The 19,925-nt window shown below is 67.8% G+C and carries 18 protein-coding genes and 1 riboswitch; of the genes, 6 read left to right on the plus strand and 12 right to left on the minus strand.

Annotated elements, in window-relative coordinates:
• Positions 1-11: 11 nt before the first annotated feature.
• The gene (gene aroE / locus F624_RS0109620; protein WP_031254605.1) at positions 12-842 is read left to right on the plus strand and encodes a shikimate dehydrogenase; all 831 of its coding nucleotides are present in this window, start codon (positions 12-14) and stop codon (positions 840-842) included.
• Between the two features lie 16 nt (positions 843-858).
• Entirely contained in the window at positions 859-1,590 is a 732-nt protein-coding gene (gene mtgA / locus F624_RS0109625; protein WP_019574087.1) for a monofunctional biosynthetic peptidoglycan transglycosylase, read from the plus strand.
• A gap of 9 nt (positions 1,591-1,599) precedes the next feature.
• Here mtgA and F624_RS0109630 read toward each other — a convergent pair whose 3' ends face one another.
• Positions 1,600-2,220, minus strand: coding sequence for a hypothetical protein (locus F624_RS0109630; protein ID WP_019574088.1), 621 nt, complete (start codon positions 2,218-2,220; stop codon positions 1,600-1,602).
• Positions 2,221-2,351: 131 nt separating this feature from the next.
• Here F624_RS0109630 and ruvC point away from each other — a divergent pair, with 131 nt between their 5' ends.
• Complete coding sequence (ruvC, locus tag F624_RS0109635; RefSeq protein ID WP_027476225.1) at positions 2,352-2,903, plus strand: crossover junction endodeoxyribonuclease RuvC; 552 nt, start codon at positions 2,352-2,354, stop codon at positions 2,901-2,903.
• A 133-nt stretch (positions 2,904-3,036) separates the two neighbouring features.
• A complete protein-coding gene (locus tag F624_RS35745) occupies positions 3,037-3,354 on the plus strand; it encodes a hypothetical protein (protein WP_019574090.1) in 318 nt (105 codons plus the stop codon).
• A gap of 69 nt (positions 3,355-3,423) precedes the next feature.
• Here the strand turns inward: F624_RS35745 and thiC are convergent, their stop codons facing one another.
• From thiC to lpxC, 3 genes are all read right to left on the minus strand, one after another.
• On the minus strand, positions 3,424-5,289 hold the full coding sequence (gene thiC / locus F624_RS0109645) for a phosphomethylpyrimidine synthase ThiC (RefSeq protein WP_019574091.1): 1,866 nt from the start codon (positions 5,287-5,289) through the stop codon (positions 3,424-3,426).
• Positions 5,290-5,398: 109 nt separating this feature from the next.
• A riboswitch (TPP riboswitch) is annotated at positions 5,399-5,521 on the minus strand.
• A gap of 27 nt (positions 5,522-5,548) precedes the next feature.
• The gene (locus F624_RS35340; protein WP_019574092.1) at positions 5,549-5,725 is read right to left on the minus strand and encodes a hypothetical protein; all 177 of its coding nucleotides are present in this window, start codon (positions 5,723-5,725) and stop codon (positions 5,549-5,551) included.
• Between the two features lie 23 nt (positions 5,726-5,748).
• Positions 5,749-6,672 carry a UDP-3-O-acyl-N-acetylglucosamine deacetylase gene (lpxC, locus tag F624_RS0109655; protein WP_019574093.1) on the minus strand — a complete coding sequence of 308 codons (924 nt, stop codon included), beginning with the start codon at positions 6,670-6,672 and terminating at the stop codon, positions 5,749-5,751.
• A gap of 310 nt (positions 6,673-6,982) precedes the next feature.
• On the opposite strand from lpxC, the gene F624_RS0109660 reads away from it, so the two are divergent.
• Positions 6,983-8,773: a methyl-accepting chemotaxis protein gene (locus F624_RS0109660; RefSeq protein WP_019574094.1), complete on the plus strand. Its 1,791-nt coding sequence runs from the start codon at positions 6,983-6,985 to the stop codon at positions 8,771-8,773.
• A gap of 121 nt (positions 8,774-8,894) precedes the next feature.
• The gene (locus tag F624_RS0109665; protein ID WP_019574095.1) at positions 8,895-9,911 is read left to right on the plus strand and encodes an SGNH/GDSL hydrolase family protein; all 1,017 of its coding nucleotides are present in this window, start codon (positions 8,895-8,897) and stop codon (positions 9,909-9,911) included.
• A 72-nt stretch (positions 9,912-9,983) separates the two neighbouring features.
• On the opposite strand, the gene ftsZ is transcribed toward F624_RS0109665, so the two are convergent.
• From ftsZ to murD, 8 genes are all read right to left on the minus strand, one after another.
• Positions 9,984-11,219 carry a cell division protein FtsZ gene (gene ftsZ / locus F624_RS0109670; RefSeq protein WP_019574096.1) on the minus strand — a complete coding sequence of 412 codons (1,236 nt, stop codon included), beginning with the start codon at positions 11,217-11,219 and terminating at the stop codon, positions 9,984-9,986.
• 226 nt (positions 11,220-11,445) lie between these two features.
• A complete protein-coding gene (ftsA, locus tag F624_RS0109675; protein WP_019574097.1) occupies positions 11,446-12,675 on the minus strand; it encodes a cell division protein FtsA in 1,230 nt (409 codons plus the stop codon).
• A gap of 41 nt (positions 12,676-12,716) precedes the next feature.
• A complete protein-coding gene (locus tag F624_RS0109680) occupies positions 12,717-13,511 on the minus strand; it encodes a cell division protein FtsQ/DivIB (RefSeq protein WP_019574098.1) in 795 nt (264 codons plus the stop codon).
• A gap of 6 nt (positions 13,512-13,517) precedes the next feature.
• Positions 13,518-14,495, minus strand: a complete 978-nt coding sequence (locus F624_RS0109685) for a D-alanine--D-alanine ligase (RefSeq protein WP_019574099.1) — start codon at positions 14,493-14,495, stop codon at positions 13,518-13,520.
• Positions 14,495-15,949 (minus strand): UDP-N-acetylmuramate--L-alanine ligase, encoded by a 1,455-nt coding sequence (murC, locus tag F624_RS0109690; RefSeq protein WP_019574100.1) that lies wholly within the window; start codon positions 15,947-15,949, stop codon positions 14,495-14,497. The genes F624_RS0109685 and murC overlap by 1 nt, the downstream gene beginning before the upstream one ends.
• Positions 15,946-17,010 (minus strand): undecaprenyldiphospho-muramoylpentapeptide beta-N-acetylglucosaminyltransferase, encoded by a 1,065-nt coding sequence (gene murG, locus F624_RS0109695; RefSeq protein WP_019574101.1) that lies wholly within the window; start codon positions 17,008-17,010, stop codon positions 15,946-15,948. The genes murC and murG overlap by 4 nt, the downstream gene beginning before the upstream one ends.
• The gene (gene ftsW, locus F624_RS0109700) at positions 17,007-18,281 is read right to left on the minus strand and encodes a putative lipid II flippase FtsW (RefSeq protein WP_019574102.1); all 1,275 of its coding nucleotides are present in this window, start codon (positions 18,279-18,281) and stop codon (positions 17,007-17,009) included. Before ftsW ends, murG begins: the two co-directional genes overlap by 4 nt.
• Positions 18,278-19,924, minus strand: a complete 1,647-nt coding sequence (gene murD, locus F624_RS0109705; RefSeq protein WP_019574103.1) for a UDP-N-acetylmuramoyl-L-alanine--D-glutamate ligase — start codon at positions 19,922-19,924, stop codon at positions 18,278-18,280. Before murD ends, ftsW begins: the two co-directional genes overlap by 4 nt.
• Position 19,925: the final 1 nt, after the last annotated feature.

A 19,925-nucleotide genomic window follows, 5' to 3' on the forward strand; every position in this document is an offset into this window, starting at 1 on the left:
CAGCCCTCTTCATGAGCCAAGACCACTATTGCGTGTTGGGCAACCCGGTTGAACACAGCCGCTCGCCCTGGATCCACACCCGTTTTGCCGAGCTGACCGGCCAGAGCCTGCAGTACGGGCGCCAGCTCGTCGAGCTCGACAAGTTCCACGAGACCCTGCACCGCCTGCAGCTCGAAGGCTGCAAAGGCTGCAACGTGACCGTGCCCTTCAAGTTCGAGGCGGCCCAGGCGGCCAAGGTGCGGAGCCCGCGGGCCGCGCTGGCCGGTGCGGCCAATGTGCTGAGCCTGCGCGCCGATGGCCTGTACGCCGACAACAGCGACGGCATCGGCCTGGTCAACGACCTGCAGAACAACGCCGGCGTGCCGCTGCGGGGCAAGGCGCTGCTGCTGATCGGCGCCGGTGGTGCCGCGGCCGGGGTGCTGGGGCCTTTGCTGGAGGCGGGCCCGGCCCGCCTGACCGTGGTCAACCGCACCCACGACAAGGCCACGGCCCTGGTGGCCCGCCACCAGGCGCTGGCGCAGAGCCACGGCGTGGCGCTGGATGCGCCGGCGCTGGAGGCCCTGCAGGGCAGCTTCGACGTGGTGATCAATGCCACCGCCAGCAGCCTGAGCGGCGCCGGGGTGCCTGTACCGGCCAGCGTGCTGCGCCCGGGCAGCCTGGCCCTGGACATGATGTACGGGCCCGCCGCGCAGGGCTTTCTCGACTGGGCACAGGCCCACGGGGCCCAGGGCCGCGACGGCCTGGGCATGCTGGTGGAACAGGCGGCCGAGGCCTTTGCGCTGTGGCGCGGTGTGCGCCCACCCTCGGCCCAGGTGTTGGCCGAACTGCGCCAGCAACTCTGAGCCGGACCGCCAGGCCATGAAAGCCCTGCTGCGTTGGAGCGCCTGTCTGTTGCTGGCCTGGCTGGCACTGGAGCTGTTCTTTGTGCTGCGGGTGGCCACGCTGGCCGTGCTGGACCCGGCCTCGAGCGCGTTTCAGCGCTCCGAGGCGGTGCGCATCCAGCGCGAGACCGGGCACCTGCGCTGGCAGCAGCAATGGGTGCCCTACGGCCAGATCTCGGACCACCTCAAGCGGGCGGTGATTGCCTCGGAGGACGACGGCTTCACCCAGCACGATGGCGTGGACTGGGAGGCCATCCAGAAGGCCTGGAAACGCAACGCCCAGGCCGAGGCCCGCGTGCAGGGCCTGCGCCCCGGCAACGGCAGCAAGACCCGCTCACCCAAGGTGGTGGGCGGCTCCACCATCACCCAGCAACTGGCCAAGAACCTGCTGCTCTCGGGCGAGCGCACCCTGCCGCGCAAGGCCCAGGAGCTGGTGCTGACGCTGCTGCTGGAGGCCTTTCTGAGCAAGCAGCGCATCCTGGAGATCTACCTCAACAGCGTGGAATGGGGTGAAGGGGTGTTTGGGGCCGAGGCCGCCGCCCAGCACTACTTCCGCAAGCCGGCAGCCAAATTGAACGCTGCGGAGGCGGCCCGACTGGCCGTGATGTTGCCGCGGCCCAAATACTTTGAACAACTGCCCAACTCGCCCTACCTGGCCAGCCGCAGCAGCGTGATCCAGGGCCGCATGGGCAACTCGATCCTGCCCTGAAGGGGGCGCTCACAACATGGTCTGACCCGTCGGCGGTTCGCCGCGCAGCCGGCGCTCGCGGCGTTCAAGGCCGCGGCGCCAACGCTCGATGCCCAGCACCAGACGCCGCGCCGCGTAACGCAGAGTCACCCCGGCCGCGTCCAGCAGCGCAAAACGACGCAACGCACCGCCAAGATCATGGCGCCACATGGCCGTGCACACCGCACTGAGAAAGCTGAGGGGCAGGCGCCCCCGCCGATGCAGGGCCACACGGGCATAGGTGGGCAGAAACAGGCTGGCCGGGTATTCACGGCGCTCGACGAACTGCCCAGGGTACAAGCCGATCGGCTGCAGCAGCCGCCCGCCCGGGTCGAACTGCACGCTGCTCAGGTCCAGGGCCTGTGCATCGTCAAAACGCACGGCCCAGTGGTCCACGAAATCGTCCTCGCCCACCACCCGCCAGCGCAGCAGGGTGACGGCCAAGCCCCGCTTGTGGGCGTCCAGCGCCAGGTCCAATGAGCATGAGAAGCAGCGCCCGCGCGCATGCACCGCCGAGCGCAGGCGGTGCCGGGCCGCCAGACGCAGCAGCAGGCGTTGCTGCGGCGTGACCTGGCGCGCGTCAGAGCGCGCACGCTCTGCTCTCAAGTTCATGAAGGGTGCCTCATCAGAAATTCGTTTCCGATTGTAAATCTGTGGTCGAACCGCCTCCGCGAGCCTGTGTCAGCGCTTGGCAAAGCGCGGCCGGCCAAGGCCTGGGTGAGACCCTCTACACTGGCGGCCTCATGAGAATTCTTGGCATCGACCCCGGTCTGCAGACCACCGGCTTTGGCGTGATCGACGTCCAGGGCTCACAACTGGGCTACGTGGCCAGCGGCACCATCAAGACCACCCACCTGGCCCTGGGCGACCTGCCCGGGCGGCTGAAAGTGCTGTACGACGGCATCCGTGAGGTGAGTGCCCGCTACCAGCCCGAGGTGGCCACGGTGGAGATCATCTTTGTCAACGTCAACCCCCAGTCGACCCTGCTGCTGGGCCAGGCCCGGGGCGCCTGTGTGACGGCCCTGGTGTCCTGCGATCTGCCGGTAGCGGAGTACACCGCCTTGCAGATGAAAAAAGCGGTGGTCGGTCATGGGCGGGCCGCGAAGTCGCAAGTGCAGGAGATGGTGCGGCGTCTGCTGCGCCTGCCCGGCTTGCCGGGCACCGATGCCGCCGATGCTCTGGGCATGGCCATCACCCACGCCCATGCCGGCCAGGCCATGAGTCGGCTGACCGAGGCCGGCGGCACCCTGCAACGCAAGACCCACGCCATGTACAAAAGCGGGCGCAGCTACTGAGGCCCTGAACCGGGGCGCAAATTGGGGGGGCATTTGCCATCTGCTCGGCGGTTTTGACAGGCCCATGTGGGTTACGCTCGACCTACCGCTGGCAGGGATTCTCCTGCCGGCCGGCACCGGCCCCCGATCACCCATGTTCTCCACCCTTGACGACGCTTTCGAGCTGCCCGCGGCCGAAGAAGCCCTTCCTTGCGCCGCTGTCGGCGCGGCCCCGGCAAGCCCGGTGACGGGCGTTGCGGCGACCGCCGAGGCACCCGTGACGCCGGTGACCTACCGGCTGGCCCTGTACAAACCGGGCAGCAGCGTGGAATGGCAAGGCCGGGACATGACCGTCAGCCACGTGCTGCTGCGGCGTGGCCGCCTGATGGTGTACCTGCAGGGCCACCCCGATCCGGTGGAGCCCGAAACCCTCACCATGCCCCTGACCCGGCTCGTCCTGCAGCGCACCTGAGTTCATCGACGGGCCACCTCACCCGGCCTGCGGGCAGGCAGGCCGGCGTGGGGTCAGCGGCCTGCGCGCTCAGGCCACCGGCTTGATCGGCACGTACAGGTCGCCCCCGCCGCGCTTGAACTCGTCGGACTTCTCGGCCATGCCCTGGGCGGCGAATTCACGCACCTCCTGGGTGATCTTCATCGAGCAGAACTTGGGCCCGCACATCGAACAGAAGTGGGCCACCTTGGCCGAGTCCTTGGGCAGGGTCTCGTCGTGGAAGTTGCGCGCCGTGTCGGGGTCCAGGCTCAGGTTGAACTGGTCCATCCAGCGGAAATCGAAGCGGGCCTGCGACAGCGCATCGTCGCGGGCTCGTGAACCCGGGTGCCCCTTGGCCACATCCGCTGCATGGGCCGCGATCTTGTAGGCGATGATGCCCTGCTTGACGTCTTCACGGTCGGGCAGGCCCAGGTGCTCCTTGGGCGTGACGTAGCACAGCATGGCCGTGCCCATCCAGCCGATCATGGCCGCGCCGATGGCGCTGGCGATGTGGTCGTAGCCCGGGGCGATGTCGATGGTCAACGGGCCCAGGGTGTAGAACGGGGCCTCGTGGCAGTGCTTGAGCTGCTCGGTCATGTTGGCCTGGATCATGTGCATGGGCACGTGGCCGGGGCCTTCGATCATGGTCTGCACATCGTGCTTCCAGGCCACCTGGGTCAGCTCGCCCAGGGTGTGCAGCTCGGCAAACTGGGCTTCGTCGTTGGCGTCCGAGCCCGAGCCCGGGCGCAGGCCGTCGCCCAGCGAGAAGCTCACGTCGTAGGCCTTCATGATGTCGCAGATGTCTTCGAAGTGCTCGTACAGAAAGCTTTCCTTGTGGTGGGCGATGCACCACTTGGCCATGATCGAGCCCCCACGCGAGACGATGCCGGTGCGGCGGTTGGCCGTCAGGTGGATGTGGGCCAGGCGGATGCCGGCGTGGATGGTGAAATAGTCCACACCCTGCTCGGCCTGCTCGATCAGCGTGTCGCGGAAGATCTCCCAGGTCAGGTCTTCGGCCACGCCGCCCACCTTCTCCAGCGCCTGGTAGATGGGCACCGTGCCGATGGGCACCGGGCTGTTGCGCACGATCCAGTCACGCGTGGTGTGGATGTTGCGACCGGTGGACAGGTCCATCACGTTGTCGGCGCCCCAGCGGATGGCCCAGACGAGTTTCTCAACCTCTTCCTCGATGCTCGAGGTGACGGCCGAGTTGCCGATGTTGGCATTGATCTTGACCAGGAAGTTGCGTCCGATGGCCATGGGCTCGACCTCGGGGTGGTTGATGTTGGCCGGGATGATGGCGCGGCCGCGGGCCACCTCGTCGCGCACAAATTCCGGCGTGATGATCTTCGGGATCAGCGCGCCCATGGGGTTGCCCTGCAGGCGCTTTTCGCGCGCCTCGTCGGCCAGGTACTGGGCCATCCATTCACGGCGGCCGTTCTCACGGATGGCGACAAACTCCATCTCGGGCGTGATGATGCCCCGGCGGGCGTAATGCATCTGGCTCACGTTGCGGCCGGCCTTGGCCCGGATCGGGCGGCGCTGCAGGCCCGCCGCCTCTTCACGCAGGGCCTGCAGGCGGGCATCCTCGGCGTCGCCCTTCTGGCCGTCGTCCAGGGCCACGCGGGCCCGGCCTTCGTAGGTCTCGGTGTCGCCCCGGCGGGCAATCCAGTCGCCGCGCACGCTGGGCAGGCCACGGCGCACATCGATGGCGGCAGTGGGCTCGGTGTAGGGGCCCGAGGTGTCGTACACCGTGACCTGCTCGCCATTGCTCAGGTCGATGCGGCGCATGGGCACGCGCAGATCCGGGTGCAGGGCGCCGGTCTCATAGACCTTGGTGGAGGCGGGGAAGGGTTCGCGGGTGAGCGACAGCAACTCGGCGAATTTCTCGCGGGCTTGGAGATCGGGAGCGTTCATGGTGTGGGTCCTTTCCGGCAGGCTGACTGAAAGCCCCGGAGTGAACCCTGCAACCGAGCCCCCTCGCCGGGGGTGTTGCGGCCCGCCGCCCTCCGCAGGGAGGGCTCGAGGCCGGAAGTTCAGCTCTTCTTACGCCGGTATTAACCGGATCAAGTTCGTCGGGTTCAGCGTGCCTGCTGGATTCGATCCAACAGCCGCCGTCTCAGCACATGGTGCACCCCGGAGCAGCGCGAAGTATACGCGGCACAGGGCGTCGGCGTCAGGCCAGTCGCTCGAGGATCAGCACCGCAAAAAAGACAAAGGCCGCGATCAGCGTCCACTTGAGCACGGTCCAGCCCCAGCGCTTGAAGCGGAGCTGACCTGTGCCGGCGTAAAACGCGAAGCACACCGCCGCGCCCAACAGCAGCATCAGCACCAACCAGCGAAACAACAGCATGAGGGAGGCCTGAGGAAAAGCGCCTACCAGGCGCGGGCAGGCTGGGCGAAGCCGGCCGGGGCCTGGCGCTCGTCCTCGAAGGTGACCATGTCCCAGCACTCGGGGTGGGCCAGCAGTTCGCGCAGCAGCCGGTTGTTCATGGCATGGCCCGAACGGAAGGCGGTGTACTCGGCCAGCAGGGGTTTGCCGATCAGGTACAGATCGCCCATGGCGTCGAGGATCTTGTGCTTGACGAACTCGTCGTCGTAACGGAGGCCGTCGCTGTTGAGCACCTTGTAGTCGTCCATCACGATGGCATTGTCGAGACCGCCGCCCAGGGCCAGGCCATTGGAGCGCAGCATCTCGAAGTCGCGCGTGAAGCCGAAGGTGCGGGCCCGGGCGATGTCGCGGCTGTAGTTGCCGCTGCCCAGGTCAAAGGCCACGTACTGGCCGGTGGAGTCCACCGCGGGGTGACCGAAGTCAATCTCGAAATTGAGCTTGTAGCCGTGGTAAGGCGTCAGGCGGGCCCATTTGGCCTGGGCGCCCTCACCCTCGCGCACTTCCACCGGATGCTTGACGCGGATGAAGCGGCGCGGCGCCTTCTGCAGTTCGATGCCGGCACTCTGCAGCAAAAACACGAAGGAGGCCGAGGAGCCGTCGAGGATGGGCACCTCTTCGGCGGTGATGTCCACGTACAGGTTGTCGATGCCCAGGCCGGCGCAGGCCGACATCAGGTGCTCCACCGTGTGCACCTTGGCACCACCGGCCGAGATGGTGGAGGCCAGCCGGGTGTCGGTGACCGCCTGTGCGGTGATCGGGATGTCCACCGGCTCGGGCAGATCGATGCGGCGAAAGACGATGCCGGTGTCAGGCTGTGCAGGCCTCAGGGTCAGTTCGACCCGTTGCCCGCTGTGCAGGCCGACGCCCACGGCGCGGGTCAGGGTCTTGAGGGTTCGTTGCTGCAGCATGGTGTCATTTTAAGTCGAGGCCATGCCCCCCGGGGGCGACAGGGGCATCGGGCGCCCCACGCCAGATCCAGCGTGAGTGCCATCTGCGAACTCTGCAAGAAAGCCGCCCTGCGGCCCGGTGTTGGGCCGCACAGCGAACACGGGTCAAGCCAACCCATGACCCAGATCATAGGGTCTTTACTTAATGGCCCGACCCGACTCCCCTGCCCCGGATCTCCCATTGAAAATAAGAGGAAACAGTGTGTAAAGCGCGTACATCAGGCCGCAAACCGCTCTCGATCCACCCCCTCATTTTTCAGCCCACTCCACCATGAACAAACTCAGTTTCAAAACCAAGATCCTGCTGCTGATGTCCATGGCCCTGCTGGCCATCGCGGTGCTGGCCATCGGCTCGCTGCTGCAGCAGCGGCGCATGATCATCGACGCCCGACAGGAACAGCTGACCACCGCCGTGCAAGGGGCCTACAGCATCGTGGCGGCCTACCAGGCCAAGGCCGCCAGCGGGGCCCTGTCGGTCGAGGACGCCCAGACCGCGGCCAAGAACGCACTGCGCGTGTCGCGCTACGGCGGCCCTGAAGGCAAGACCGAGTACTTCTACATCTGGACCCTGGACGGCAAGGGGGTGATGCACCCGATCAAGCCCGAATGGGAAGGCAAGGACATGGCCGGCCAGATCAAGGACGGTGCCGGTACCGACATCATCAGGCTGCTGGCCGACGCGATCCGCGCCAGCAAGGACGGCCGAGCCTTCGTGCCCACCCAGTTTGCGCGACCGGGCCAGCAGACCCTGGTGCCCAAGACCCTGTATGCCATCCGCGTGGAGCCCTGGAACTGGATGGTGGGCTCAGGGGTGTACACCGACGACGTCGATCAGATGGTGCGCGACACCCTGTTGTTCAACCTGGGCATCGTGGCCTTCGTGATCCTGGCCGTGGGGGGCATCGGCGTGCTGGTGTCGCGCTCCGTGATCCAGCAGATCGGCGGCGACCCGACCGTGGCCATGGCGGCCATGTCGGAAGTGGCCGAAGGCAATCTGGACGTGAAGATCCCGCCCTCGCCCGCCGGCTCGCTGCTCGACGTGCTGGAGCACATGGTGGTGTCGCTGCGCCGGCTGGTGACCGAGGTGCGCTCGGCCACCGACAGCATCGCCACCGCCTCGAGCGAGATCGCCCAGGGCAACACCGACCTGTCGCAACGCACCGAACAGACCGCCAGCAACCTGCAGGCCGCCGCCGGCAGCATGGAAGAGCTGACCAGCACGGTGCAACAGACCTCGGACTCGGCCCAGACCGCCAACCAGATGGCCAACTCGGCCGCCGAAGTGGCGCAGCGCGGTGGCCAGGTGGTGTCGGAGGTGGTGTCGACCATGGAAGAGATCAACGCCAGCAGCAAGAAGATCTCCGACATCATCGGCGTGATCGACGGCATCGCCTTCCAGACCAACATCCTGGCCCTGAACGCCGCGGTGGAAGCAGCCCGGGCTGGCGAGCAGGGCCGCGGCTTTGCCGTGGTGGCCGGCGAAGTGCGCAGCCTGGCCGGCCGCAGCGCCGAAGCGGCCAAGGAGATCAAGTCGCTGATCGGCGCCTCGGTCGAGAAGGTGGAAAGCGGCACCCGCCTGGTGGGCAATGCCGGCAACACGATGACCGAGATCGTGGCCAGCGTGCAGCGTGTGACCGACATCATCGGCGAGATCCGCGCCGCCACCTCGGAGCAAAGCCAGGGCATTGCCCAGGTGAACACCGCCGTCAACCAGCTCGACCAGATGACGCAGCAGAACTCGGCCCTGGTCGAGCAATCGGCCGCCGCTGCCGACAGCCTGCGCGAGCAGGCCATGCGCCTGACCGAGGTGGTGGCTCGCTTCCGCGTGCATGGCAGCGAGGTCGCAGCCCCCCGCCCCCGCCTCGCCCCCACAGCTCGCCCTGCCCCGGCCCGTGCCGCACCAGCCCCGCGTGTGAGCGCCTCCCCCGCCAAGGCCCTGCCCAGCAAGCCGGCCACGGCACCGGCCGTTGCAGTCAAAGCAACGCCAGCGCCAGCCCCCGCACCCCGCCTCAGCGCGGCCGCACCGGCGCAGAGCTCCGAGGGCGATTGGGAGTCGTTCTGAGCTGTTGCGAGGGGCTGCGGCACCGCCGGTGCCCCCCGAGCCAACCATCCGGCCGGCGCTCGTCCGGCTGAGCGCCGGGCCTTCCTAGAGTGGCTGCTTTCTTTTTCCAGGAGGCAGCACCATGAAGACGCCCACCCCACCCCGCCTGAGCCTCTGGCTCTCACTGGCCCTGCTGCTGAGCAGCTGCGGCGGCAGCGATGCCCCCACCGCCCCAGGCCTGCACGTGCAACAGGTCACCGTGTTCGGCGACAGCCTCAGCGATGTCGGTACCTATGGCCCCTTGACTGGCGAGGCCGCCAAGCCGGGCAAGTTCACGGTCAATCCAGGGCTGGTCTGGGCCGAAGTGGTGGCGGCCCGCTACGGGGTGACACTGAAACCCCGGCGCCTGGTCGGAGACGGCCCCCAGGCCCAGGTGGTGGGGGGCAACGACTACGCCGAGGGCGGCGCCCGTGTGGCCCTGCTGCCCGGTGTGAGCGCCCTGGGCCGCAATGATGATGTGACACCGGTGCGGGCCCAGATCTCGGCCCGGCTGGCCCAGGGGCCGATGGGCAGCAACGAACTGGTTCTGCTGGCCGCCGGTGGCAACGACCTCTACGCCCAGTTCGACGCCGCGTTCTGGTCGCGCCCAGCCGGGCAGGATGAAGGCGAGGCGCTGGCCCAGGCCACGGCGGGTGTCGAGCAGGCGGCCGACGATCTGGCAGCCGAGGTGCAGCGCCTGTTGCAACATGGCGCGCCGCTGGTGGTGCTGGGGCTGGCCCTCGACTTCTCCAGCAACCCCTTTGCGCAGCGCTGGCTCGATGAGAAGCAGCGGCGCCAGGTGCGCGCCTGGGCGCAGCGCTTCGAGCAGCGACTGCAGGCAACCCTGGGCCAGCCGCCCGGCCTGGTCTGGGTCGACTGGGGCCCGCTGGGTGAACGCATCGTGGCCCAGCCCGCCACCTATGGCCTGATCGATGTGCAGACCCCTGCGTGCAGCAACACCACGCCCTCACCCAGCGCCGTCTTCTGCTCTGCCGAGACCCTGGTGCAGCCCGCCGCCGCCGATCGCTTTCTGTATGCGGACGACTTTCACTTCACGCCCCGGGGCCACGCCCTGCTGGCCGAAGAGGTGCTGAAAAAACTCAAGGCCCTGGCACATTGACGTGCACAGGGCCTCTGGGCTTTGGCAGTGGGCCCCGCAGGGGGCCCATCCGACGAGGGGATCAGGCGGCGATCAGTCGGCTTGCTTGCGCAGGAAGGCCGGGATCTCCAGGTCGTCCATGCCACCCGACACCAGGGCGTCGACCTTGGCGGCGGCCTGGGTGCGGTTGGTGCGCCACACGCTGGGCACGCTCATGCTGCCGTAGTCCGAACCGCCCACGGTGCTGCCCATGCCCACCTGGGCCACGCCGCCCACGCTGCCACCGGCCGAGGCCACGGGCAGGTTGAAGCCGACGTTGTCGGTGCCGGTGCGCAGCACCTGCAGCGGAGGCGCGGCGCGCCGGGCGTTCTGGCGGCTCAGGCCGGTGGCCACCACGGTCACGCGGATGTTCTCACCCAGCGAGTCGTCGTAGGCGGCACCATAGATCACGTGCGCATCGGGCGATGCGTAGGCGTTGATGGTGCTCATGGCGAGCTTGGACTCGGACAGCTTCAGGCTGCCCTTGGCAGCCGTCACCAGCACCAGCACGCCCTTGGCGCCCGACAGGTCGATGCCTTCGAGCAGCGGGCAGGCCACGGCCTGTTCGGCGGCGATGCGGGCGCGGTCCGGGCCACTGGCCACGGCGGTGCCCATCATGGCCTTGCCGGGTTCGCCCATCACGGTGCGCACGTCTTCGAAGTCGACGTTCACATGGCCGTATTCGTTGATGATTTCGGCAATGCCGCCGACGGCGTTCTTCAGCACGTCGTTGGCGTGGGCAAAGGCTTCGTCTTGCGTGATGTCGTCACCCAGCACGTCGAGCAGCTTCTCGTTGAGCACCACGATCAGCGAGTCGACATTGGCTTCGAGTTCGGCCAGGCCATCATCGGCATTGGCCATGCGGCGCTTGCCTTCCCAGTCGAAGGGTTTGGTCACCACACCGACGGTGAGGATGCCCATTTCCTTGGCCACGCGGGCGATCACAGGCGCGGCGCCGGTGCCGGTGCCACCGCCCATGCCGGCGGTGATGAACAGCATGTGCGCGCCCGAGATGGCGGCACGGATGTCTTCCAGGGCGGCCTCGGCGGCATCACGGCCCTTGTCGGGCTTGCTGCCGGCGCCCAGGCCGCTTTGGCCCAGCTGGATGGTGCGGTGTGCCGCGCTGCGACCCAGGGCCTGCGCATCGGTGTTGGCGCAGACGAATTCCACGCCCTGCACATGACGCTGGATCATGTGCTCCACGGCGTTGCCGCCCCCCCCACCAACGCCAATCACCTTGATCTGAGTGCCCATGTTGAATTCTTCAACTTCGATCATTTCGATGGTCATCTTGTCGCTCCTGAATCTGCCTGCTTTGCAATTGCCAAAAATTTCTTACTGACGGAATTGTGACTTGCCTTGAGCGTCTTACGGCGGTCCTGTAGAGTGCCAGCGCCCATTTTTTTGCAGCGGCGGGCTGCCTCTGGCCAGCCAGCGTTTGCGAGGCGGCGGCCCCAAGGCCGGCACCCCCGAAAACGGGGCGCTTCCGGCCAGGAAAAGAGGCCGCTGGGCCATGTCAGAAGTTCCCCACGATGAAGTCCTTGAAGCGGCCGAAGGCCGTCTTCATGGAGCCACTCTTCTGCGCCACCTTGAAGCCGCGGATGCGGGCCTGGCGGGCTTCTTCCATCAGGCCCATCACGGTGGCGGCACGCGGCTGGGCCACCATGTCGGACAGGGCGCTGGAGTACTTGGGCAGGCCACGGCGCACCGGCTTCAGGAAGATGTCTTCGGCCAGCTCGACCATGCCCGGCATGACGGCACTGCCGCCCGTGAGCACGATGCCCGAGGACAGCACCTCTTCATAACCCGACTCGCGGATCACCTGCTGCACCAGCGAGAAGATCTCCTCAACACGCGGCTCGATCACGCCGGCCAGGGCCTGGCGGCTCAGCATGCGCGGGCCGCGGTCGCCCAGGCCGGGCACTTCGACCTGGGTCTCGGCATCGGCCAGCAGTTGCTTGGCATAGCCCGATTCGACCTTGATGTCTTCGGCGTCCTTGGTCGGGGTACGCAGGGCCATGGCGATGTCGCTGGTGATCAGGTCGCCCGCGATCGGGATCACGGCAGTGTGGCGGATCGCCCCATTGGTGAAGATGGCCACATCGGTGGTGCCGGCGCCGATGTCGACCACGGCCACGCCCAGTTCACGCTCGTCATCGGTCAGCACGGCCTGGCTGGAGGCCAGCGGGTTGAGCATCAACTGCTCGACATCGAGGCCGCAGCGGCGCACGCACTTGATGATGTTCTCGGCCGCGCTCTGGGCGCCGGTCACGATGTGCACCTTGGCCTCCAGGCGCAGGCCGCTCATGCCGATGGGTTCCTTGACGTCCTGGCCGTCGATCACGAACTCTTGCGGCTCCACCAGCAGCAGGCGCTGGTCGGTCGAGATGTTGATGGCCTTGGCCGTCTCCACCACGCGGGCCACGTCGGCCGGGGTGACTTCCTTGTCCTTGACGGCCACCATGCCGCTGGAGTTGAGGCCGCGGATGTGGCTGCCGGTGATGCCGGTGTAGACGCGGGTGATCTTGCAGTCGGCCATCAACTCGGCCTCTTTGAGCGCCTGCTGGATGCTTTGCACCGTGGCGTCGATGTTCACCACCACGCCGCGCTTCAAGCCGTTGCTGGGGGCCACGCCCAAGCCCGCCAGCTTGAGCTCGCCACCGGGCAGGACCTCGGCCACCACCGCCATGACCTTGGCAGTGCCAATGTCCAGGCCCACCACCAGATCCTTGTATTCCTTTGCCATATGTGTACCTGTTCTATTCTGTGTTGGTTGGGTCTGTGTTCTTATTTCTTGGGCAACTTGGGCACATCAGCGCTGACCGTGGTCACGCCGCGCAAGCGCAGCGCATAGCCTTCGGTGTGGCGCAGATCGGCCGATTCGAGCGAGCCCGGGCGGCGTCCGTAGCGCGAGGTGACCTGGGTCAGCGTGGCCACGAAGCGGCGCGTGCGGGCCAGCACCTCGTTGACGCTGCCACTGCCCAGTTCGATCGTGGCGCCCGAGTCCAGCGTGGCACGCCAGCCCCCCCGCGGGGTCAGTTCCAGCTCGGCCAGGTCGAGTTCGACCTGCTGCAGGATGGGGCGCAGGCGGCCATACATGTCGAGCACCTCGACCGATTGGCCGGCCGGGCCGTACAGGCGCGGCAGGTCGTCCTGGTCCACGTCGTCGACATTGGCCTCGAACACCTCGCCAAAGCTGTTGAGCATGCCCGAGCCACTCTCAGGCCCCCACAAGGCCACCGGCACATGCTCTTCGAGCGTGATCTGCAATTGATTCGGGAACTGGCGCCGCACTGCAGCATGGCGCACCCAGGGCACGCCTTCGAAGGCCTCGCGCACCTGGCGCAGGTCAACCGTGAAGAAGTTGCCCATCAGCTTGTGCGCCACGTTGGCGCGCAGGGTGACCGCGTTGTTGTGCGTGAACTCACCCTGCACCGACAGACTGCCGATGGAAAACGCCGGGTGCCGCAGCACCCACCAGCCGCCCGAGGCCACGACCAGGGCGACACAGCCCATGAACAGGACCGACGCGGTCAGGTTCATCAGCTTGACGTCCAGGGGTACGGCCAGGGGATCACTCATGGGGCATCAGGCTCCGGCTTGCGGTTTGACGGGGCTGTCGAGCGTGGCACCGGCCAGCACCTGCAGGCACAGGTCTTCGTAGCTCAGGCCGATGGCGCGGGCCGACATCGGCACCAGCGAGTGGCCCGTCATGCCTGGGGAGGTGTTCATCTCGAGCAGGAAGGGCTTGCGGTCACTGGCGCGGATCATCAGGTCGGCACGGCCCCAGCCGCGGCAGCCCAGGGCACGGTACGAGGCCAGCACGATGCGCTGGATCTCGGCCTCTTCCTCGGGCGGCAGGCCGCTCGGGCACTGGTACTTCACGTCGTCGGTGAAGTACTTGTTCTGGTAGTCGTAGGCGCCTTCGGGCGCGACGATGCGGATCACCGGCAGCGCCCGGGCCTCGGCGCCGCTGCCCAGCACCGGGCAGGTCACCTCTTCGCCCTCGATGAATTCCTCGCACAGCACGTCGGGGTCATAGCGGGCCGACAGCGTGACCGCGTCCTGCATCTGGGAATAGCCGCGCACCTTGGTCACACCGATGGACGAGCCTTCACGCGGGGGCTTGATGATCAGGGGCAGGCCCAGTTCATCGGGCACCTGGCGCACTTGCTCGCGGGTCTGCTGCTCGGGCGACAGCCACACATAGCGCGGCGTGGGCAGGCCCTCGGCGCTCCACAGGCGCTTGGTCATGACCTTGTCCATGGCCACACTCGAGGCCATCACGCCCGAGCCGGTGTAGGGGATGCCCAGCAGTTCCAGCGCGCCTTGCACCGTGCCGTCTTCGCCATGGCGGCCGTGCAAGGCGATGAAGCAGCGCTGAAAGCCATGCTTCTTGAGTTCGCTGAGGTCACGCCCGGCCGGGTCGAAGGGGTGGGCGTCCACGCCGCGCGACAACAGGGCCTGCAACACGCCCTGGCCCGACATCAACGACACCTCGCGCTCGGCCGAGGTGCCGCCCAGCAGCACCGCCACCTTGCCCAGATCACTTGCCTGGATGTTCATCAAACCTGCCCTCCCACACCACTCACAACACCACTCACCACACCTTGTTGTGCCTGCTGCTGCAGCCACTCCACCACCTTGGCCGGCACCCCGCCGATGGAGCCCGCGCCCATGCACATCACCACATCGCCGGCCCGGGCGTTGGCGGCAATCGCCTGCGGCAGCTCCTCGACCCGGTCGACGAACAAGGGCTCGACCTTGCCGGCCACACGCAATGCCCGGGCCAGTGCCCGGCCGTCGGCGGCCACGATGGGGGCCTCGCCCGCGGCATACACCTCGGTCAGCAGCACCGCATCGGCGTGGCCGATGACCTTGATGAAATCCTCGAAGCAGTCGCGCGTGCGGGTGAAACGGTGCGGCTGGAAGGCCAGCACCAGGCGCCGGCCCGGAAAGGCGCCGCGCGCGGCCGCCAGGGTGGCGGCCATCTCCACCGGGTGGTGGCCGTAGTCGTCGATCAGGGTGAAATGCCCGCCGTCGGCCGAGGGCAGCTCGCCATAGCGCTGGAAGCGCCGGCCCACGCCCTTGAACTGGGCCAGGCCGCGCTGCAGGGCCTCGTCAGGGATGCTGAGCTCGACGGCGATCGCCACCGCTGCCAGCGCATTGCGCACATTGTGTTCGCCGGCCAGGTTCAGCACCACGGGCAGGTCCGGCAGGGTGACGCCGTTGCGCCGTTGCACGGTGAAGTGCATCTGGCCGTCCACGGCGCGCACATCCACGGCGCGCACCTGGGCTTCTTCACCGAAGCCGTAGCTGGTGATGGGGCACTGCACGCGGGGCATGATCTCGCGGATGGCCGCGTCGTCCGAGCACAGGATGGCCGTGCCATAAAAGGGCATGCGGTGCAGGAAATCCACGAACGCCGACTTCAGCTTGTTGAAGTCGTGGCCGTAGGTCTCCATGTGGTCGGCATCGATGTTGGTCACCACCGCCATCACCGGCAGCAGGTTCAGGAACGAGGCATCCGACTCGTCGGCCTCGACCACGATGTAGTCGCCGCTGCCCAGCTTGGCATTGGCGCCAGCGCTGTTGAGCCGGCCACCGATCACGAAGGTGGGGTCCAGACCGGCCTCGGCCAGCACGCTGGTGACCAGGCTGGTGGTGGTGGTCTTGCCATGGGTGCCGGCAATCGCGATGCCGCGCTTGAGGCGCATCAGCTCGGCCAGCATGACCGCGCGCGGCACCACCGGAATGCGTTTTTCACGCGCCTTCAGCACCTCGGGGTTGTCGGCCTGCACGGCCGTCGAGGTGACCACGCAGTCCACGTCTTCAAGGTGGGCCGCGTCGTGGCCCACGAAGGTGCGGATGCCCAGGCCTTGCAGGCGGCGCAGGGTGGCGCTGTCGGCCAGGTCGGAGCCCGAGATGGTGTAGCCCAGGTTGTGCAGCACTTCGGCAATGCCGCTCATGCCGGCCCCGCCGAGGCCCACGAAATGGATGTGACGGATGGCGTGCTTCATCGGGCCAGCTCCTCACAGGCGCTCACCACCTCGGTGGTGGCTTCAATCTTTTGCATCTTCTTGGCTTGCTCTGCCCGCGCCAGCAGATCGGCGCGGGTGGTTTGGAGAATCAGCCCGGCCAGGTGCTCGGGCGTGAGTTCGGGCTGCGGCATCAGCCAGCCCCCGCCGGCTTCGACCAGGAAGCGGGCATTGGTGGTCTGGTGGTCGTCCACCGCAAAGGGGAAGGGAACATACACCGCTGCAGCGCCCACCGCCGCGATTTCGGTCACGGTGCTGGCGCCGGCGCGGCAGATGACCAGGTCGGCCTCGGCAAAAGCCGTGGCGGTGTCGTCGATGAAAGGCGTCAGTTCGGCCTGTACGCCGGCGGCACGGTAGGCCTCGCGCAGCGCGTCGATCTGTTTGGCGCCGCTTTGGTGGATCACCTGCGGGCGCTGGGCCTCGGGGATGCGGGCCAGCGCCAGCGGCACGGTGTCGTTCAAGGCCTTGGCGCCCAGGCTGCCGCCCACCACCAGCACGCGCAGCGGGCCACTGCGACCGGCAAAGCGCTCGGCCGGGGCGGGCTGCGAGGTGAAGCCGGCGCGCAGCGGGTTGCCCACCCAGCGGCCCTTGGCCATCACCTGGGGGAAGGCGGTGAACACGCGGTCGGCCACACCGGCCAGGATCTTGTTGGCCATGCCGGCCACCGAGTTCTGCTCGTGCAGCACCAGGGGCTTGCCCAGCAGCACGGCCATCATGCCGGCCGGGAAGGTGATGTAGCCGCCCAGGCCCACCACCACATCGGGCTGCACGCGGCGCACCACCTGCAGGCTTTGCCAGAAGGCCTTGAGCAGGCGCAGGGGCAGCAGGAACAGGGTCTTCAGGCCCTTGCCGCGCACGCCCGAGAAATCCACCGTCTCGAAGGTGAAGCCACGCGGCGGCACCAGCCGGCTTTCCATGCTGTCGGGCCCGCCCAGCCAGTGCACGCGCCAGCCGCGCTCGCGCAGGGCTTCGGCCACGGCCAGGCCCGGGAAGATGTGGCCGCCGGTGCCACCGGCCATGATCAGGGCGGTCTTGGTGCTCATACGCGGCCCCCCTTCATCATCACCTTGTTCTCGTAATCGATGCGCAGCACCACGGCGATGGTCACCAGGTTCATGAGCACAGCCGAGCCGCCGTAGCTCATCAGCGGCAGGGTCAGGCCCTTGGTGGGCAGTGCGCCCAGGTTCACGCCCATGTTGATGAAGGCCTGGAAGCCCATCCAGATGCCCACGCCCTGCGCCACCAGACCGGGGAACACCCGGTCGAGGGCAATCGCCTGGCGCCCGATGTGCATCATGCGGCGCGTCATCCACAGGAACAGACCGATCACGCACAGCACGCCCACCAGGCCGAACTCTTCGCCGATCACGGCCAGCAGAAAGTCGGTGTGGGCTTCGGGCAGCCAGTGCAGCTTCTCGACGCTGCCGCCCAGGCCGACACCGAAGATCTCGCCCCGGCCGATGGCGATCAGCGAGTGCGACAGCTGGTAGCCCTTGCCCAGCGCGTTGTGCTCGCTCCAGGGGTCGAGGTAGGCAAAAATGCGCTCGCGCCGCCAGGGCGAGGCGGCGATCATCAGGCCGAAGGCGCCCACCAGCACGGCCGCGATCAGGAAGAACATGCGGGCGTTGACCCCGCCCAGGAACAGAATGCCCATGGCAATCACGGCGATCACCATGAAGGCGCCCATGTCGGGCTCGGCCAGCAGCAAGGCGCCCACCAGGGCCACCGCAGCGCCCATGGGCCAGACGGCCTGGAAGAAGCGCTCTTTCACTTCCATCTTGCGCACCATGTAGTCGGAGGCATAGAGCAGCACGGCAAACTTGGCCAGCTCGGAGGGCTGAAAGCTCAGCGGGCCCAGGCCGATCCAGCGACGGGCGCCGTACACCACCTTGCCCACGTGCGGGATCAGCACCAGGATCAGCAGCACCAGCGAAACCACGAACAACCAGGGCGCGGCCTTCTCCCAGACCTTCATCGGCACCTGGAAGGTGAGCAGCGCGGCCACAAAGCCCATCACCAGCCACAGGGTGTGGCGGGTCAGGAAGTAGGTCGGCGTGTAATTGGCAAAGCGCGGGTTGTCGGGCATGGCCACCGAGGCCGAATACACCATCACCAGGCCCCAGGCCAGCAGGGCCACCGTGACCCAGACCAGCGCCTGGTCCACCCCCAGCATGCTGGCGCGCATCGGCTCGCCCCGGCCCTCGTCGGCCGACCAGGTGCGGATGGGCAGCACCTCGCCCGCGGCCTTGGACACGCCGCTGAACCAGCCCGAAAGCCGGCCCGAAAAGCCGAGGGTGGCGTTGCGCGTGTTCATGCGAAGCCGCCCTCCAGGGTCTGGCCAGCCTCTTCGGCCAGCAGCTGCACCGTGTCGCAGAACACGCGGGCCCGGTGGGCGTAGTTGTCGAACATGTCCAGGCTGGCGCAGGCCGGCGACATCAGCACCGCGTCGCCCGGCTGGGCCAGCTCGGCCGCCAGGCGCACGGCCTCGGGCAATGTGGCGCAGTTGTCGCAGCGCACACCGCTGTCTTGCAAGGCGGCAGCGATCTGCGGGCCGTCGCGGCCGATCAGCACCACGGCGCGGGCAAAGCGGCTGACCGGCTCGGCCAGGGGCGAGAAATCCTGCCCCTTGCCGTCGCCGCCCAGGATGACCACCAGGCGCCGGTCGGCGCCCAGGCCCTGAAGGGCCGCCACGGTGGCGCCCACATTGGTGCCCTTGCTGTCGTCAAAGTATTCAACCTCGCGCACCAGGGCCACCGACTCGACCCGGTGCGGCTCGCCCAGGTATTCGCGCAGGCCATACAGCATGGGGCCGATGGCGCAGCCGGCCGCGCTGGCCAGCGCCAGCGCCGCCAGGGCGTTGGTGGCGTTGTGGCGGCCGCGGATGCGCAGGGCATCGGCGGGCATCAGGCGCTGGATGTGCAGTTCTTCGGCTTCGTCCTTGCGGCGCTTGCGGGTTTCGTCGGCCTCGAGTGCGCGCACCAGCCAGGCCATGCCGTTGACCACCTCGATGCCGAAATCGCCCGGGCGCTGCGGCATGCCGGCACCGAAGGTGACGTGGGCGCGGATCTGGGGTTTTTGCAGCTTGACCCGCTGCGGCGCCGGCAGCATGGCCATGACCGCCGCATCGTCGCGGTTGAGCACCATCAGCGAGCGCTCGCCGAACACCCGGGCCTTGGCCTGGGCATAGGCCTGCAGGCTGCCATGCCAGTCGAGGTGGTCTTGCGTGACGTTGAGCACGGTGGCCGCGGTGGGCTCGAAGCCGGTGATGCCGTCGAGCTGGAAGCTGGACAGCTCCAGCACCCAGACCTGGGGCAAGGTGCCGGCGTCCAGGTGCTGTTGCAGCGTGTCGAGCAAGGTGGGGCCGATGTTGCCGGCCACGGCCACGGTCTTGCCGGCACGCTCGACCAGTTGTCCGGTCAGCGAGGTGACGGTGGTCTTGCCGTTGGTGCCGGTGATGGCCAGCACGGCCGGGGTGTAGGCCTTGCGGGCAGGCGCAGGTGCCTCGGCTTCGGGCGGAAGGTCGGAAGAAGGATGGGTCGGGCCGTCTGACGGGAGTTCAGCGGGGGTGTCAATCACCACCTCAGGCACATCTGTCACCACAGGCAGCTCGGCCAGTTGCGCCAGCGCGTGGGTGAACAGGCTCAGTTCGCCCCCCACCCACAGTCCGACGGCGCGCGCCGGTTCACAGACCGCGGCCACCGAGGCCGGCGACAGGCCGGGCGAGCGGAACACGGCACGCACATCGGTGCCTTCGACCAGCGCGGCGCTGAAGGGGCCGCCCACAAAGCGCACCTCGGGCCATTCGGCGTGCAGGGTGGCCAGTTGCGGCGGCTGTTCGCGGGTGTCGGCCACGGTCACGCGGGCACCCTGACGCGCGCACCAGCGCGCCATCGCCAGGCCGGACGCGCCCAGGCCCAGGATGAGCACGTGTTGATCTTGCAGGGAGGGCTGGCTCACG

Origin of the sequence: Curvibacter lanceolatus ATCC 14669 (assembly GCF_000381265.1) — a bacterium.
Taxonomy (GTDB): Bacteria; Pseudomonadota; Gammaproteobacteria; order Burkholderiales; family Burkholderiaceae_C; genus Curvibacter; species Curvibacter lanceolatus.